Source organism: Azospirillum fermentarium (genome assembly GCF_025961205.1).
GTDB lineage: Bacteria > Pseudomonadota > Alphaproteobacteria > Azospirillales > Azospirillaceae > Azospirillum > Azospirillum fermentarium.
The window spans coordinates 148985-164204 of record NZ_JAOQNH010000001.1; the positions used below are offsets into that span (position 1 = coordinate 148985).

Here is a 15220-nt window from a genome sequence, read left to right on the forward strand (position 1 = left end):
TAACCATTTCGCCGACTGCAAGAATTGACGAAAGTTAGGAATTTGTTTCGCAGTTATGAAATTGCGATTTCCTTGTTTGCAAAACGCACTGCAGAATGAAACGGCACGGCGGCTTTCCTTCGTGAAAGCGCGCCTCTGTCTTGCTCCATCCGCATCACACCTGCGGCAAAGCTCCGCGAAAGCCCGCGCGACTCGGGCTTTCCGCCCCCGTTGCAATCCAGAAACGCAAAGGAGCCATGCGGCGTCACACCCGGTACGGGAATTGCTTTTGACTGATCAAAAATGCGCCCCGTCACCCCACGCCCCGTCTCACCCCAGAGCGGCACCGGATGGAAGACTGCGGGCCTCATGATCGAACGGACGGGGTTGACGATGGGAATCATGGACGCATCGATCCGCAGCCTTGTGGATGACGCCTATCACGAAGCGGCGCAGGAATCCCTTGCCCGCGGCCTGTCGCTGCTGACCGCACACAAGGAAGCGGTGGTCGCCGCCGCCATGCTGCTGTCGGCCATGACGGGGCTGGAAGACGACAGCGCCCGCAACATGGTCGTGTCCATGAACCTGCGCCCCACCACCGCGGCGTAATCCCTCATTCCCCATCCTGTTCCGCAAGCCAGGAGACGTGATGCTCGACCCCAAACTGCGCATCCTCATCGTCGATGACTACACGACGATGCGGCGGATCATCCGCAACCTGCTGACCCAGATCGGCTTTTCCGATATCACCGAAGCCGCCGACGGGCGCGAGGCGTTCGAAAAGCTGCGCTCCGGCGGGCGGTTCGATCTGGTGGTCAGCGACTGGAACATGGAACCCATGACCGGGCTGGAACTGCTGAAGGCGATGCGGTCCGACAGCGGGCTTGCGTCCATTCCCTTCATCATGGTCACGGCCGAAAGCAAGACGGAAAACGTGGTTGCCGCCAAGAAGGCCGGCGTGAACAACTACATCGTCAAGCCGTTCAACGCCGAAACCCTGCGGGCCAAGATCTCCACCGTGTTCGGCGTCACCGAACCGGCATAAGGATCCCGTCCGGCGTGACCGTCCCGGACGGGACGGTCACAGCATGGTTTCCCAGCGCGCGGCCACTTCCGGCGGGGGATTGACGGCGGGGATGCAGATATCCTGCCCCAGCCGCGCGTGATGCTCGCGCAGCGACCAGTGGACGGTGGGAAAGGCGATGTCCCGCCACGGGATCTCGTCCCAGCGGAACAGGCCCACCTCTTCGCTTTCCGGCCCCGCCGCGATCTCCGGCGTGACCAGATGGGCACGGAAGATCAACTGCACCTGGCTGATGCGGGGAATGTCGTAGATGGCCAGCAGCCCGCCCACGTCGATGCGCGCCCGCGCCTCCTCCCACGCTTCGCGGGCGGCCCCCTGCCGGGTGGTCTCGTGTTCTTCCATGAAGCCGGCGGGCAGGGTCCAATAGCCCTTGCGCGGCGGGATGGCCCGGCGGCACAGCAGAATGCGGTCCTCCCACACCGCCACCGATCCCACCACGATCAGCGGATTCTGATAGGCGATGTAGCCGCAGTCGGGGCATTGCAGCCGTTCCCGGTCCTCGCCGGGGGGAATGCAGCGCACACGCGGGCCGATGGGGGGCGGATCGTCGTACATGGCCACCCATATGGACCGGGACCGTCACAGGGGCAAGCCGGCCAAAGGTCGGAACCATCTTCGTTCCGGTCTTGTTCCCCGCAACCCTCCTCGTGTAGTCTGCGCCCGGTCTACGGGGGGCAGCAGGTCCATGATGCAATTGGCGTTCGACAGCCTGTCGCTGGGGCTGGGGGCGGCCGCGGGGGGATGTGTGGTGTGGCTGGCGGCCCGCTCCGCCCATCTGCGCGTCCGCGCCCACGACGCCGCCGTCCGCGCCGAACTGGCCGCCCGGCTGGCGATGATGGAACGGCGGGAGGAGGAATGGCGCGGGGCGGAGCGGGAAAACGCCCGCACCATCGCCCGGCTGCAGGCCGATCTGGCCGGAGCGCGGGCCCGCCACGCCGAGCTTGCCACCACCTTGTCCAAGGAGCGTCTGGCCGCCGCGGAAAAGCTGGCGGTGGTGGAACGGGCGCAGAGCGCGCTGGCCGACAGCTTCAAGGCGCTGTCGTCGGAAGCGCTGCGGGCCAACAACGAGAGCTTCCTGCATCTGGCCCGCGAAACCCTGTCCGGCTTCCAGGAGCAGGCGAAGGGGGAGCTGGAGCGGCGCCACGCCGCCTTTGCCGAGATCGTCGCCCCGGTGCGCGACTCGCTGGACCGCATGGACGGCCAGATCCAGGCCATGGAACAGGCCCGCGCCGGGGCGTACGAGGGGCTGCGCCAGCAGGTCATCGCCCTGATGGACAGCCAGGGCCAGTTGCGCGCGGAAACCGGCGCCCTGGTCCGCGCCCTGCGCACCCCCGTGGCCCGCGGCCGCTGGGGGGAGATCCAGTTGCGCCGGGTGGTGGAGATCGCCGGCATGCTGGACCATTGCGACTTCACCGAACAGACCACGGTGGAAAGCCGCGACGGCCAGCGCCTGCGCCCCGACATGGTGGTGCGGCTGCCGGGGGGAAAGACCATCGTGGTGGACGCCAAGACGCCGCTGGACGCCTATCTCGACGGCATCGACGGCGGCGACGATGCCACCCGCGCCCAGGCGCTGGCCCGCCACGCCCGCCATGTGCGCGACCACATGAAGCAGCTGGGTGCGAAAGCCTATTGGGACCAGTTCCCCGACACCCCGGAATTCGTGGTGCTGTTCCTGCCGGGGGAAAACTTCTTCTCCGCCGCGCTGGAGCACGACCCGGCGCTGATCGAGGCCGGCATGGACCACCGGGTGGTGCTGGCCACCCCCACCACCCTGATCGCCCTGCTGCGCGCCGTCGCCTATGGCTGGCGGCAGGAGAAGCTGACCGAGAACGCCCGCGACATCAGCGCGCTGGGCGCCGAGATCTACAAGCGCCTGGGCGACCTGGGCACCCACATGGGGCGGCTGGGGGCGCAGCTGGACAAGGCGGTCGCCAGCTACAACGGTGCGGTGGGCAGCCTGGAATCCCGCGTGCTGGTCACCGCCCGCCGCTTCCGCGACCTGCACGCCGTGCCCGATGGTGCGGCCCTGCCCGCCCTGGAACCGCTGGACCGCACCACCCGCCCGGTGCAGGGGGTGGAGGTGCAGGGGGAGGAAGACCCCGCGTGACCATGCCGCCGCGGCATCTGCATGACACCCCCACCGCCCCCGCCGCGTTAGACAGTGGTGGATGTTCTTGACCGCACACGCATAAGCGGGTATCCACCCCCGTCGGTGCGTGCCGCTCGCGTCAGGGCGCAACTCTGGGACGCGGGCACGATCCTCAACAGTGCGGACGTGGTGGAACCGGTAGACACAGCAGACTTTACCAATTGGAGTGCGCCCGTGGAAACGCGGGACGTAGAACCGCTCAAAGTCGGGGAACGCTGACGGTCGGGCCAACCCTGGTCCCGACCCTGCCAATCCCGAGCCAAGCCCGGACGAGACCTTGGGGATCGCCCGGGAAGGTGTAGAGACTAGACGGGCGGCGCCTAACGGCCGGAACGGTCCATGGCGAAGGGATAGTCCAGACCACGAACCCCGCCGGCCCGGCGGGGGCGGCGAAAGCCGAGGTGGTACGAAAATCTGCTTTCCATTGGAAGTGCGGGTTCGAGTCCCGCCGTCCGCACCAACTCTTCCTTATCCTGCCGATCAGACGTGCACGGCTTGCCTGCCCCGGCATGGCGGGGGTATGACGGGGCCCTCGCGCTGCCGGAAAACAGGTGCCGCCGTCCCATGTGCCGCTGGATCGCCTACCGCGGAACGCCGCTTTTCCTCGAAACCCTGCTGTTCGAGCCGGAAAACTCCCTGGTCCGCCAGAGCCTGCATTGCCGCAAGGCTGCCGTCACCACCAACGGCGACGGATTCGGCGTGGGCTGGTACGGCGACCGGGACACGCCGTGCGTCTACCGCGAAACGCTGCCGGCGTGGAACGACCAGAACCTGCGGCAACTGGCCCACCACATCCGCTCGCCCCTGTTCTTCGGCCATGTGCGCGCGTCCACCGGCACCGGCACCGCGCGGGTCAACTGCCACCCCTTCACCCTGGGGCGCTGGCTGTTCATGCACAACGGCCAGATCGGCGGGTGGGGACAGGTACGCCGCCGGCTGGAATCGCTGCTGACCGACGATCTCTACACCGCCCGCCAGGGGGCGACCGACAGCGAGCTGTTCTTCCTGCTGCTGTTCCTCCATGGGCTGGAGGACGATCCGCTGCGCGCCATCGCCGCCACCGCCGCCACCGTCCGCCGCACCATGGAGGACGCGGGCGTCACCGAGCCCTTGCGCCTGACCGCGGCGCTGACCGACGGACGGCGCATCGTGGCCGTGCGCTACGCCAGCGACCGGCAGCCGCCCAGCCTGTACTGGCGCCGGCGCAACGGACAGGTGGTGATCGTGTCGGAACCGCTGGACCAGGACAACGCCGACTGGGTGGCGGTGGAAGACGGGCACGGGCTGTTGCTGGACGAAGACATGGCCGATACCCCCTTTCTTCTGTGACCACGGCTTTGTTGGTTGAGGTTGACAGGCGGCGGCACGCGCACTATGGTCCGCGCCCTACGAACCCGCCGCCGACCGTTCAGGATTACCTGTCATGAAGATCGTCAATTCTCTGAAGTCGATGAAGACCCGTCACAAGGCCTGCCGCGTCATCCGCCGCAAGGGCCGCGTCTACGTCATCAACAAGCAGAACCCCCGCTTCAAGGCCCGCCAGGGCTGAGATCAGGCGCCCGGCCGGGGATATCCCCGGCCCGCTCGGGTTCCGACGCTTGCAACCGCGCCAGCCTCTGGCGCGGTTTTTGGCGTTTCCAGGGGGTGCGGTTGATGATGGCGCCGCGGGCGGCTATATTTCCTGCCAAGGACGCCCGCACCACAAGCCCCCCAGCACGAGCAAGGACCGGCCCCCATGCGCCCCCATCACGACACCACGGTTTCCGACGACCTGCGCGAGACGATTCGCGCCTTTCTGGAACCGGAACTGAAGCCGTTCGGGCTGAAGGGGCTGCGCATCCAGGCGGTGGTCGATCACGACGACGACACGGTGCTGGACATCGACGCCGATTACGAGATCGAAGGCCCCCCGGTGGAAATCGCCAAGCTGGCGGGATTGACCACCCGGCTGCGCTCGCTGCTGTGGAACAAGGGGGAGGAGCGGTTTCCCCTGATCCATCATCACATCGACGACAACCGCCCGCTGATCGAATCCTGATGAGTCAGGATTGGATACGCACGGCCCGCCGTCTGGCGACGGCCACACCGAATCGTCCCCTGCAATCGGATTTGCGGCGCGCCGTCAGCACGGCCTATTACGCGCTGTTCCACACTCTGGCCCGTGACGCCGCCAACCGGCTGGTGGGGGCTGAATCCAAGGTTCCTCATTCTCCCGCTTGGGTACAGGTGTATCGTGCCCTGGATCACGGAACGGCACGCACGGCCTGTGAGCAGGTACGCCGCCAAAGTTTCTCCCCTTCCCTCAACGCCTGTGCCGACGCTTTCGTGTCCTTGCAGAAAGAGCGCCATAAGGCCGACTACGATCCCGATTACCGCACGTCGCGGCCCGAGGCGCTGGCGCTGGTGACCCAGGCCGAATCGGCCATCACCGCCTTCAACGCCGCCGATGCCACCGAGCGCCGGGCCTTTCTGGTTCATCTGATCTTCAACCGGCGGCGATAGACGTTTCTTCTCCTTTCGGTCTTGTGGAGCGGGGATAAGTGGTGATACCACTCGTGCCCGGCAGCGTGCCGTCAGCCACCGCACGCAACCATCGGACTGAAAAGCTCCCTGGGGAGGAAAAGAACGGCATGAAAATGCCCCCGCCGGACCCGAACATTATCGCCAAACGCCGCGAGCTTGTGGACCGCCTGCGCGCCATCGTGCCGGGCGAAGGCGTGATCGTCGATGAAGCCGAACTGCGCGCCTATGAATGCGACGCGCTGACCGCCTACCGCGCGCTGCCGCTGGTGGTCGTGCTGCCCTCCACCACCCAACAGGTCTCGGAGGTGCTGAAGACCTGCAAGGAAATGGGGGTCAAGGTGGTGCCGCGCGGCGCCGGCACCTCGCTGTCCGGCGGCGCCCTGCCGCTGGAGGACGGCGTGCTGCTGGGCATGGGCAAGTTCAACAGGATCCTGGAGGTTGACTATGACAACCGCTGCGTCGTCACGCAGCCGGGCGTCACCAACCTGGGCATCTCCACCCGCGTGGCCGAGCGCGGCTTCTATTACGCCCCCGACCCGTCCAGCCAGATCGCCTGCACCATCGGCGGCAACATCGCGGAGAATTCCGGCGGCGTTCACTGCCTGAAATACGGGCTGACCACCAACAACGTGCTGGGCGTGGAAATGGTGCTGATGGACGGCACCGTCATCCGCCTGGGCGGCAAGGCGCTGGATCAGGCCGGCTATGACCTGATGGGCATCGTCACCGGGTCCGAGGGGCTGCTGGGCGTGGTGACCGAGGTCACCGTGCGCATCCTGAAAAAGCCGGCCACCGCACGGGCGGTGCTGATCGGCTTCCCGTCCAACGAACAGGCGGGCGACTGCGTGGCCGCCATCATCGCCGCCGGCATCATCCCCGGCGGGATGGAGATGATGGACCGCCCCGCCATCCACGCGGCGGAAGACTTCCTCCACGCCGGCTATCCGCTGGACGTGGAGGCGCTGATGATCGTCGAACTGGACGGTCCGGCGGCGGAGGTGGACCACTTGATCGAACGGGTGGTGGCGATCGCCAACGACCATGGCGCGGTGTCCGCCCGCGCCAGCACGTCGGAGGAGGAGCGGCTGCTGTTCTGGGCGGGCCGCAAGGCGGCGTTCCCGGCGGTGGGCCGCATCAGCCCCGATTACCTGTGCATGGACGGCACCATCCCGCGCAAGGCGCTGCCGCTGGTGCTGAGCCGGATGCAGGAACTGTCGGAGCGCCATGGCCTGCGCGTCGCCAACGTCTTCCACGCCGGCGACGGCAACCTGCACCCGCTGATCCTCTACGATGCCAACAAGCCGGGCGAGCTTGAGGCGGCGGAGCAGTTCGGCGCCGACATCCTGACCCTGTGCGTGGACGTGGGCGGCGTGCTGACCGGCGAACACGGGGTGGGCGTGGAAAAGCGCGACCTGATGACCCATCAGTTCGCCAAGGCCGACCTGGACCAGCAGCAACGGTTGAAGTGCGCCTTCGACCCCGACGGGCTGCTGAATCCCGGCAAGGTGTTCCCCGAACTGCACCGCTGCGCCGAACTGGGCCGTCTGCACGTGTCCGGCGGCAAGCTGCCGTTCCCCGACATTCCCCGCTTCTAAGAAAAAGAACGCTTCCATGGGCATCACCACCTTCAAGCCCGCCACGCCCGAGCAGCTTGCCGACGCGGTGCGCTGGGCGCTGGACGCGGGCGAACCGCTGGAACTGACCGGCACCGGCAGCAAGCGTGCGCTGGGCCGTCCGGTCCAGGCGGGCCACGCGCTGGATCTGTCGGACCTGTCCGGCGTCGTGTCCTATGAACCCGAAGAACTGGTCCTGACCGTCCGGCCCGCCACCCGCATGGCGGAGATCGAGGCCATGCTGCGGGACCGCGGCCAGCATCTGGCCTTCGAACCGCCGGATCTGGGGCCGCTCTACGGCCTCCCCTTGGGCGGCGGCACGCTGGGCGGGGTTCTGGCCGCCGGTCTGGCCGGGCCGCGGCGGCTGTCGGCGGGATCGGCGCGCGATCACTTCCTGGGCGTGGCCGGCGTGTCGGGCCGCGGCGAGGCCTATAAGGGCGGGGCCAAGGTGGTGAAGAACGTCACCGGCTACGACGTTCCGAAGCTGATGGCCGGCTCCTTCGGCACCCTGACCGCCATGACCGAGGTGACGGTGAAGGTGCTGCCGGCGCCGGAGGACACCCGCACCCTGCTGCTCCATGGCCGCAGCGACGCGGACGGCATCCGCGCCCTGACCGCCGCCCTGCACAGCCCGCACGAGGTGTCGGGTGCCGCCCACCTGCCCGAATCGGTGGCGGAGCGGATCGCCCCGGTGGCGTCGGCCCGCGCGGCGGTGACCGCCATCCGGCTGGAAGGTTTCGGCCCGTCGGTGGCCGCCCGCCTGGCCGGGCTGACCGCCGATCTGGGGGGGATCGACGGCGTGCTGGACCGCGGCGAATCGCTGGCCTTCTGGCGGGCGGTGCGCGACGCCGCTCCCTTCCACGCCTCCACCCCCGATACCGACCCGCTGGTGTGGAAGCTGTCGGTTCCGCCGGCCAGCGGCCCGCGGGTGGCGGAGGAACTGGCGCTGGCGCTGGGCGACGTGGAGTTCTTCTTCGACTGGGGCGGCGGGCTGATCTGGCTGGCCACGCCGCGGGACGCGGACGCGGCGGCCCTGCGCGGCGCCCTGGCGCCGTTCGGCGGTCATGCCACCCTGGTGCGCGGCCCCGACTCGCTGCGCGCGGCGGTGGGGGTGTTCCAGCCGCAGCCGGCCCCGCTTCTGGCCCTGACGCAGCGGGTGAAGGCCAGCTTCGACCCGCGCGGCGTGCTCAACCCCGGCCGCCTGTATGCGGGCGTGTGAGGCTGAACGATGCAGACCAATTTCTCCCTCGCCCAGCTTGCCCGCGACGACGTGCAGACGGCGGAAAAGATCCTGCGCAAATGCGTGCACTGCGGTTTCTGCACCGCCACCTGCCCCACCTATGTGGTGCTGGGTGACGAACTGGACAGCCCGCGCGGCCGCATCTACCAGATCAAGGCGATGCTGGAGCAGGACGGGCCGCCGCCGGAAAACACCGTCAAGCACCTGGACCGCTGCCTCACCTGCCTGTCGTGCATGACCACCTGCCCGTCGGGGGTGGATTACATGCATCTGGTGGACAACGCCCGCGCCCGCATCGAGGCGACATACCCCCGCAAACCCTTCGACAAGGCGCTGCGGTCGGTGCTGGCGACGCTGCTGACCAGCCCGCGGCTGTTCCGTCTGGCGCTGCTGGCCGGATCGTTCGTGCGCCCCTTCGCCGAGGCGTTTCCGGGCCGCGTCGGCGCCATGCTGGGCCTGCTGCCCAAGTCGGTGCCCGGCCCCAGCTATTCCGACCTGCCCGGCACCCACCCGGCCCAGGCGCCCAAGGTCAAGCGGGTCGCCCTGCTGATCGGCTGCGCCCAGCGCGTGCTGGCGCCCCAGATCAACGAGGCCACCATCCGCCTGCTGACCCGCCACGGGGTGGAGGTGGTGGTGGCGAAGAAGGCCGAGTGCTGCGGCGCCCTGACCCACCACATGGGCAAGACCCACACCGCCCACGAACAGGCCAAGGCCAGCATCGACGGCTGGATCGCCGAGATGGACGGCGCCGGGCTGGACGCCATCGTGGTCAACGCGTCCGGCTGCGGCACGACGGTGAAGGACTACGGCACCATGTTCGCCAACGATCCCGCCTATCGCGACAAGGCGGCGCGGGTGGCGGCCATCGCCCGCGACATTACGGAAGTGATGGCGGAGATCGGGCTGCAGGCCCCGTCGGTGCCCACCGGCCAGACTCTCGCCTATCACTCCGCCTGTTCCATGCAGCACGGCCAGCGGATCAAGGATCCGCCCCGCGCGCTCTTGGCCGCCGCCGGCTTCACGGTGAAGGAAATCCCCGAGGCGCACCTGTGCTGCGGGTCCGCCGGCACCTACAACATGCTTCAGCCGGAGATTTCCGGTCAGTTGCGCGACCGCAAGGCCCGCAACATCGAAAGCGTGGCCCCCGACGCGGTGGCGGCGGGCAACCTGGGCTGCATCACGCAGATTTCCTCCGGCACCGGCATCCCGGTGGTGCACACGGTGGAACTGCTGGACTGGGCCACCGGCGGGCCGAAGCCCGACGCGGTGAAGGACCACCCGGCGTTCCGGCGCTGAGACGGGTTCCAAGGGCCGCCGGCCCTTGGTGGGGGTGCCGGGGGCAAAGCCCCTGGCGCGCTCCGCTCTGGACTTGATCCCCCCGCCACGTTACCACCGAACAGAACCTGATGGGGGGAACCGTGGTGTCGGGATACGGACTGGGCCGGCGGACGGCGGCGTGGCTGGTGCATGGTCTGACGGCCAGCGGCGTGCTGTGGGGGCTCCTGGCCCTGAACGCCGTGTTTGCCGGCGACGCCAAGGCGTGTTTCCTGTGGCTGGGCGTGGCGCTGGTGGTGGACGGCATCGACGGCACCTTCGCCCGCAAGGCCGCGGTCAAGGAGGTGCTGCCGTGGATCGACGGCAGCGTCCTCGACCTCGTCATCGACTATCTGACCTATGTGATCGTGCCCGCCGCCTTTCTGGCTCAGTTCGGACTGATGCCCCACGGGCTGGGGCTGGCGGGGGCCGGATGGGTGCTGCTGACCTCGCTCTACTGCTTCGCCAACGTGAACATGAAGAGCGGCGACCACTATTTCGTGGGCTTCCCCGCCATCTGGAACGTGGTGGTGCTGTATCTGTGGCTGCTGGAACCCAGCGTGTGGGTCAACGCCGCGGTGGTGCTGGCGCTGGGCCTGCTGACCTTTTCCACCGTCACGTTCCTGCACCCGTTCCGGGTGCGCAAGCTGATGGGGCTGAACATCGCCGTCACCGCCCTGTGGCTGGCCGCGGGGGTGTGGCTGGTGGCGGAGCACCCCAGCCGGCCCCTGCTGCCCTTTGCCCTGTGGCTGGCGACGACCGCCTATTATTGCGGCATGTGCGCGTGGCGCACGCTGAAGGGGCCGGACCGCGCCTGACGGCGGCCCCTCCACCGGTTCCCGCTTAGTCGGGCGCCTTTTCCACGGCGGAAACCGTGTCCACAGGCGCCTCGGCCACCGGCTCCGCCGCGGACTCGGCGGCCTGCACCCGCGGGGGCCGCGGGCGGGGCTGGCGCATCTTCTTCAGCAAAAGCTGGAACGGCCGCATCAGGTGGTGGAACACCTCAGGCTCGTCGTCCATATAGGCCAGCACGAAGGCGCCGGCCTCCAGGGTCGAGACGCTTTCCTTGCGCGGTTCCCGCCGCGCTTCGCCGTAGAGCGAGCGGAAATGGGGGTGGAGAATCAGCCGCTGACACTTCAGGAGCCACGGGTTGCGCCACCACAGCGCCTTGGCCTGGCTCCACGTGCCGTCCAGCAGGATGATGCCTTCCAGGTTGGCAAGGATGGCGTCACCGCCGTGCACCGGCTTGCCGTTGCGGTCCACCACGGCGATCTCGTCGTCGGGGGTCTGTTCCCCCTGCTTGGCGGTGCCCAGATAGAGCACGCCCCATTTCTTGTAATCCACCTCCCGCCCCAGGATGCGCTTGAGGCTGGGCCAGGACAGGCCGATGCGGATCACCGAATTCTTGAGCTGGAGCTTGACGAGCTGGGCGGTGCTCAGCGTTTCGCGCTTTTCCTGCGGGTGCTGCAGGACCACCACGAACACCTTGTTGTCCAGCACCTCCACCGCCTCGCAGATGCACAGGTGGCTGGGTTTATGGCAGGTGGCGCAAAAAGGGGCAGGTGCGGACATGCGGCGGCTCGGTCTTTCGCAACAACGGGGACAACGGACGGCGGATGCCGGACGGTCGGGAGGATAACGGCGGAGAGGGGGATTCCCCCGCCGGAGGGAAAGGAGACTGTCGTTAAGATGAAACAGATCGGACCAACCGTGTAGCGCTTTCCCCCCAACCCACCCGATCTTTCGATGCCCTTGACCTATCGCATGGGCAGGCCCAAGTCTTGCATGGTTTAACGGTATCAGGTCGGAACGGAGCCACGGGCTGCCAAAGGGCCGCCAACGGAGCCTTCCGAAAGCTCAGAAGGAGGCCTGCCATGCTGTCCCCCACCATCGCCGCCTGGGAGCTGGAACGCCGGCGCGCCGAGGAATCGGCAGAATTTGCCCGGCAACTCCCACTCTACAGCGATGACATTCCCTATTGGCGCGATCCGTCCGCGGAACGGGCCGAGGAAGACACGCCGAACCGTCACGATTGGGCGACTTTTTACTGATACCGCGCCCTTGTCGCAACCCCGACAAACGCCTCCTCCCAGCCCCGTTGCCCGTGTGTCGGCAAATCAACGCGAAAAGCCGATTTCCGACAGGCGGGCGACGGTGGCCGGGGCGCCCAGGGTGGCGATGAAGCGCTGCACCGCGGGCCGGTCCAGCCGGGCCGCGGGAATCACGAAGTCATAGTGCTCCTCCTGCAGCGGCAGGAAACCCAGACCATAGAGCCGGGCCACGGGTTCGATGGCGACACCCCAGTCGGCACGGCCCTGGGCCACCGCCGCCGCCACGGCGTTGTGGGTCTTGGCCTGGGTCCAGTACCCCTCGGGCCGCGCCGCCCCCAACAGGCGGTCGGTCAGGATGCGCGTGCCGCTGCCGGCGTTGCGGTTGATCATGATGCACGCGGGATCGCCCGCCGCCGCCGCCGCGGCCACGTCGCCCGGGCGCCCGTCGAAGCGCGAATCGCCGGGGCGGAACACCACCCCCTGCATCCGCCGGTACCCCGGCACCAGCGTCATCCCCGGCGCCAGGAAGGGCCGGTTGTATTCCCCCGTCACGTAATCCATCAGATGCACGGGGGCGATGTCGCATTCGCCGCGGCGGGCGGCGGCCATGCCGCCCATGCTGCCGACGTTCAGCGCCTTGACCGTCACCCCCTCGGCCACCAGCAGGCCGACAATGGCGTCCAGCCCGGTGCAATGGCTGCCGATGACGATCAGGTCGGCGGGGTGGATGCCGCGCCCGATCAGCCGCACGGGATGGGTGGTGTTGGCCTCCGCCGCTTCGGCCTGGGCGTCGATGGTCAGGAAGCCGTCGGCGTGGCCGAAGGCGGTCACCGCCCCCGACCCCTTGGCGATGGGATAGGCGGCCAGCCCCCTGGTCCCCTCCACCAGCGAGACCATCACATACTCGGTCCGCCCCCGCTCCGACGTCAGGCGCAGGGGCAACGTGGCGTCCACCGTGGTCACCGCAGCCGGGGGCATCCCGGCCAACAGCCGGATGACCGGTGCCACGAATTCGTGAAAGGTGAACATGGCCGAGGTGGGGAACCCCGGCAGCACCACCACCGGCTTGCCGTGATGGCTGGCCAGGCACAACGGCTTGCCCGGCTTCAGCGCCACCCCGTGGACCAGCACGCCGGGATCGGCCAGCCGGCTGACCACCCGGTGGGTCAGATCCCCCGCCCCCTTGGACGTGCCGCCCGACAGCAGCAGCGCGTCGCACGCCAGCCCGGCGGCGACGGCGGCGGACAGCGCGTCCTCGTCGTCGGCGGCGAAGCCCAGCGCCACCGGCTCGGCCCCCAGTTCGGCGACGGCGGCGGCCAGGATGGCGCCGTTGGAATCATAGACCGCCCCCGCCCGCGGCGGCGTGCCCGGCGCCTGGATCTCGTCGCCGGTGGACAGAACCGCCACCCGCGGGCGGCGGGCCACCGCCACCTCGGCCCGGCCGATGGCGGCCAGGATGCCGATGTCGCGGGCGGTCAGCACCTGTCCCCGCCGCAGCACGGTTTCGCCGCGCCCGATGTCGGAGCCGGCGGCGGCGATGAACTGGCCCGGCACCGCCGGCTTGCGGATCTCCACCGCCAGGGGTTCGCCGTCGGCCACCTCGGTCTGTTCCACCATCACCACGGCGTCGGCGCCGCGGGGCACCATGCCGCCGGTGGCGATCACCGTCGCCGTGCCCGGCACCACGGCCAGGGCCGGCACCGCACCGGCGGCCAGCACCTCGGCGTTGAGGGTCAGGCGGACGGGCGCGTCCTCGCGGGCCCCCACGGTGTCGGCGGCCCGCACGGCAAAGCCATCGACGCCGGAGCGGTCGAATCCCGGCACGTCCACACCGGCCACCACATCGGCGGCCAGCACCCGGCCCACGGCGCGGTCCAGGGGCACCGTCTCTTCCCCGCGGGGGGTGAGGTCCAGGTGGGCATGGAAACGGCGGATGGCCTCCTCGCGGCTCGCCACGTCGAGAAACTGCTGCTGCCGGGCGGCCTGCTCCACAAACCGCCGAACGTCCTGACCGCTCACGGGCCGTCTCCCTCCCCCAGATCCGGGGCAACCATAGCGTCCGCGGCGCCGTAACACCACCACCGCACCTCGGCACCCGCGGGGATGCCCTCGCTGTCGGCGGGGATCAACACCGCCCCGTCCGCCGCCGCCTGAGCCGCCAGCCCGCCCACCGCGGCGGAGGCCACCGGCACCAGCCGCCCGTCCCCATCCCGCCGCACGCGGTAGAGGTCGGCAAAACCGATCTCCGACACCAGCTTGCGGGCGGTGACGGCGCGGCCCACCCCATAGGGAGCATCCCACGGCAGACCCGCCAGCCGCCGCACCAGCCGGCTGGCCAGGACGTCATAGGTGGCAAGGCACGCCCCCGGTTCCCCCGGCAGCAGGATCACCGGCACGCCGCCGGCATCCCCCAGCCCCGCCGATCCGCCGGGACGCAGCGCAATGCCGTGGCACTCCACCCGCCCCGCCACGGCCAGCGCCGCGGGGGCCGCGTCGTCCGGCCCCACGCCGCTGCGCCCGGCCACCAGCACCACGTCGGCGCCGGGGGCGGTCAAGGCATCGCCAAACTCCGGCCCGTCCAGCGGCAGCGGGCCGCACACCGCCGCACACCCGCCGTCGCGGGCCACCAGGGGCGGCAGCAGGGTGCCCAGCACCTCCGCCCCGCCGCCGCGGGGACCGCCGGCCAGCACCACCCGCACCCGCGGGCGTCGGACCACCGCCACCTCCCGCCGGCCCAGCGCGGCCAGAAGCCCGAGATCCGCCGGGCGCAGCACCCGGCCCGCCGGCAGCACCACGGCCCCGGCGGCGGCGGCGGCGCCCACATGATCCACCCCCGCACCAGGGGGAACCGGCATCAGGGCCGAGACCAGCGGCCCCAGCCCCTCCACCCCCTCATGGGGCAGCACGGCGTCGGCCCACGGCGGCAGCGGGTCGCCCGCCGACACCGGCAGCGCCTGGATCAGCGGCACGGGGGTATAGCTGCCGGCCCCCAGGGTTTCGCCCGCCGCCACCGCGATGCCGTCGGTTGCCGCCAGGGGCCGGGACGGCACGTCGGCACCGGCCATGGCATCCGCCGCCAGCACCCGCCCGGCCAGCACCGGCCCCACCGCCATCGTCTCGGCGGCCAGAGGCCGGGAGGAAGCCTGGGCGTCGATCCACGCCCAGGCATCGCAGAGGGATGTGCGGGTGAGAAAGCCGCGGCCGCGCACATCATCGAAACCGCCGCCGGGCGGAAGGGGGGATACGTCCGTCATGATGGGCGTC

At 69.4% G+C, this 15220-nt stretch carries 17 protein-coding genes; 12 read left to right on the forward strand and 5 right to left on the reverse strand.

The annotated features are described in order from the left end of the window. Positions 1 to 53: 53 nt before the first annotated feature. Positions 54 to 383, reverse strand: coding sequence for a hypothetical protein (locus tag M2352_RS00745; protein WP_264662605.1), 330 nt, complete (start codon positions 381 to 383; stop codon positions 54 to 56). Here M2352_RS00745 and M2352_RS00750 point away from each other — a divergent pair. Beyond that, positions 382 to 588, forward strand: coding sequence for a hypothetical protein (locus tag M2352_RS00750; RefSeq protein ID WP_264662606.1), 207 nt, complete (start codon positions 382 to 384; stop codon positions 586 to 588). The genes M2352_RS00745 and M2352_RS00750 overlap by 2 nt on opposite strands. A gap of 40 nt (positions 589 to 628) precedes the next feature. After that, a complete protein-coding gene (locus tag M2352_RS00755) occupies positions 629 to 1024 on the forward strand; it encodes a chemotaxis response regulator CheY (protein WP_264662607.1) in 396 nt (131 codons plus the stop codon). A gap of 36 nt (positions 1025 to 1060) precedes the next feature. Here the strand turns inward: M2352_RS00755 and M2352_RS00760 are convergent, their stop codons facing one another. Further along, positions 1061 to 1618 (reverse strand): NUDIX hydrolase, encoded by a 558-nt coding sequence (locus M2352_RS00760; RefSeq protein ID WP_264662608.1) that lies wholly within the window; start codon positions 1616 to 1618, stop codon positions 1061 to 1063. A 130-nt stretch (positions 1619 to 1748) separates the two neighbouring features. Here M2352_RS00760 and rmuC point away from each other — a divergent pair, with 130 nt between their 5' ends. From rmuC to M2352_RS00805, 9 genes are all read left to right on the forward strand, one after another. Beyond that, on the forward strand, positions 1749 to 3173 hold the full coding sequence (gene rmuC / locus M2352_RS00765) for a DNA recombination protein RmuC (RefSeq protein WP_264662609.1): 1425 nt from the start codon (positions 1749 to 1751) through the stop codon (positions 3171 to 3173). A gap of 606 nt (positions 3174 to 3779) precedes the next feature. Continuing rightward, positions 3780 to 4544: a class II glutamine amidotransferase gene (locus tag M2352_RS00770; protein ID WP_264662610.1), complete on the forward strand. Its 765-nt coding sequence runs from the start codon at positions 3780 to 3782 to the stop codon at positions 4542 to 4544. Positions 4545 to 4638: 94 nt separating this feature from the next. Continuing rightward, positions 4639 to 4764, forward strand: coding sequence for a type B 50S ribosomal protein L36 (gene ykgO, locus M2352_RS00775; RefSeq protein ID WP_012973122.1), 126 nt, complete (start codon positions 4639 to 4641; stop codon positions 4762 to 4764). Between the two features lie 186 nt (positions 4765 to 4950). After that, the gene (locus M2352_RS00780; protein ID WP_264662611.1) at positions 4951 to 5253 is read left to right on the forward strand and encodes a hypothetical protein; all 303 of its coding nucleotides are present in this window, start codon (positions 4951 to 4953) and stop codon (positions 5251 to 5253) included. Continuing rightward, a complete protein-coding gene (locus tag M2352_RS00785) occupies positions 5253 to 5717 on the forward strand; it encodes a hypothetical protein (RefSeq protein WP_264662612.1) in 465 nt (154 codons plus the stop codon). The genes M2352_RS00780 and M2352_RS00785 overlap by 1 nt, the downstream gene beginning before the upstream one ends. A 128-nt stretch (positions 5718 to 5845) precedes the next feature. Further along, on the forward strand, positions 5846 to 7333 hold the full coding sequence (locus tag M2352_RS00790; RefSeq protein WP_264662613.1) for an FAD-linked oxidase C-terminal domain-containing protein: 1488 nt from the start codon (positions 5846 to 5848) through the stop codon (positions 7331 to 7333). 16 nt (positions 7334 to 7349) lie between these two features. Further along, positions 7350 to 8570: a glycolate oxidase subunit GlcE gene (gene glcE, locus M2352_RS00795; protein ID WP_264662614.1), complete on the forward strand. Its 1221-nt coding sequence runs from the start codon at positions 7350 to 7352 to the stop codon at positions 8568 to 8570. 9 nt (positions 8571 to 8579) lie between these two features. Beyond that, positions 8580 to 9887, forward strand: coding sequence for a glycolate oxidase subunit GlcF (gene glcF / locus M2352_RS00800; RefSeq protein WP_264662615.1), 1308 nt, complete (start codon positions 8580 to 8582; stop codon positions 9885 to 9887). A 110-nt stretch (positions 9888 to 9997) separates the two neighbouring features. Then, positions 9998 to 10723: a CDP-alcohol phosphatidyltransferase family protein gene (locus tag M2352_RS00805; protein ID WP_264662616.1), complete on the forward strand. Its 726-nt coding sequence runs from the start codon at positions 9998 to 10000 to the stop codon at positions 10721 to 10723. A 25-nt stretch (positions 10724 to 10748) separates the two neighbouring features. Here M2352_RS00805 and M2352_RS00810 read toward each other — a convergent pair whose 3' ends face one another. After that, entirely contained in the window at positions 10749 to 11477 is a 729-nt protein-coding gene (locus M2352_RS00810) for a tRNA-uridine aminocarboxypropyltransferase (RefSeq protein ID WP_264662617.1), read from the reverse strand. Between the two features lie 302 nt (positions 11478 to 11779). Between M2352_RS00810 and M2352_RS00815 the strand changes: the two genes are divergently transcribed. Beyond that, positions 11780 to 11956, forward strand: a complete 177-nt coding sequence (locus M2352_RS00815; RefSeq protein ID WP_264662618.1) for a hypothetical protein — start codon at positions 11780 to 11782, stop codon at positions 11954 to 11956. 66 nt (positions 11957 to 12022) lie between these two features. On the opposite strand, the gene M2352_RS00820 is transcribed toward M2352_RS00815, so the two are convergent. Together M2352_RS00820 and M2352_RS00825 are read right to left on the reverse strand one after the other, a co-directional pair. Then, positions 12023 to 13975 carry a molybdopterin biosynthesis protein gene (locus M2352_RS00820; RefSeq protein WP_264662619.1) on the reverse strand — a complete coding sequence of 651 codons (1953 nt, stop codon included), beginning with the start codon at positions 13973 to 13975 and terminating at the stop codon, positions 12023 to 12025. Continuing rightward, positions 13972 to 15210, reverse strand: a complete 1239-nt coding sequence (locus tag M2352_RS00825) for a molybdopterin-binding protein (RefSeq protein ID WP_264662620.1) — start codon at positions 15208 to 15210, stop codon at positions 13972 to 13974. The genes M2352_RS00820 and M2352_RS00825 overlap by 4 nt, the downstream gene beginning before the upstream one ends. Positions 15211 to 15220 lie beyond the last annotated feature (10 nt).

Excerpts from the sequence above, each read along its gene's own strand:
- M2352_RS00780 (WP_264662611.1), top strand. The coding sequence starts at position 4,951 with ATGCGCCCCCATCACGACACCACGGTTTCCGACGACCTGCGCGAGACG.
- M2352_RS00790 (WP_264662613.1), top strand. The coding sequence starts at position 5,846 with ATGAAAATGCCCCCGCCGGACCCGAACATTATCGCCAAACGCCGCGAG.
- rmuC (WP_264662609.1), top strand. The coding sequence starts at position 1,749 with ATGATGCAATTGGCGTTCGACAGCCTGTCGCTGGGGCTGGGGGCGGCC.
- M2352_RS00770 (WP_264662610.1), top strand. The coding sequence starts at position 3,780 with ATGTGCCGCTGGATCGCCTACCGCGGAACGCCGCTTTTCCTCGAAACC.
- ykgO (WP_012973122.1), top strand. The coding sequence starts at position 4,639 with ATGAAGATCGTCAATTCTCTGAAGTCGATGAAGACCCGTCACAAGGCC.
- M2352_RS00825 (WP_264662620.1), bottom strand. The coding sequence starts at position 15,210 with ATGACGGACGTATCCCCCCTTCCGCCCGGCGGCGGTTTCGATGATGTG.
- glcF (WP_264662615.1), top strand. The coding sequence starts at position 8,580 with ATGCAGACCAATTTCTCCCTCGCCCAGCTTGCCCGCGACGACGTGCAG.
- M2352_RS00760 (WP_264662608.1), bottom strand. The coding sequence starts at position 1,618 with ATGTACGACGATCCGCCCCCCATCGGCCCGCGTGTGCGCTGCATTCCC.
- M2352_RS00815 (WP_264662618.1), top strand. The coding sequence starts at position 11,780 with ATGCTGTCCCCCACCATCGCCGCCTGGGAGCTGGAACGCCGGCGCGCC.
- M2352_RS00745 (WP_264662605.1), bottom strand. The coding sequence starts at position 383 with ATGATTCCCATCGTCAACCCCGTCCGTTCGATCATGAGGCCCGCAGTC.
- glcE (WP_264662614.1), top strand. The coding sequence starts at position 7,350 with ATGGGCATCACCACCTTCAAGCCCGCCACGCCCGAGCAGCTTGCCGAC.
- M2352_RS00785 (WP_264662612.1), top strand. The coding sequence starts at position 5,253 with ATGAGTCAGGATTGGATACGCACGGCCCGCCGTCTGGCGACGGCCACA.
- M2352_RS00755 (WP_264662607.1), top strand. The coding sequence starts at position 629 with ATGCTCGACCCCAAACTGCGCATCCTCATCGTCGATGACTACACGACG.
- M2352_RS00810 (WP_264662617.1), bottom strand. The coding sequence starts at position 11,477 with ATGTCCGCACCTGCCCCTTTTTGCGCCACCTGCCATAAACCCAGCCAC.
- M2352_RS00750 (WP_264662606.1), top strand. The coding sequence starts at position 382 with ATGGACGCATCGATCCGCAGCCTTGTGGATGACGCCTATCACGAAGCG.
- M2352_RS00805 (WP_264662616.1), top strand. The coding sequence starts at position 9,998 with ATGGGGGGAACCGTGGTGTCGGGATACGGACTGGGCCGGCGGACGGCG.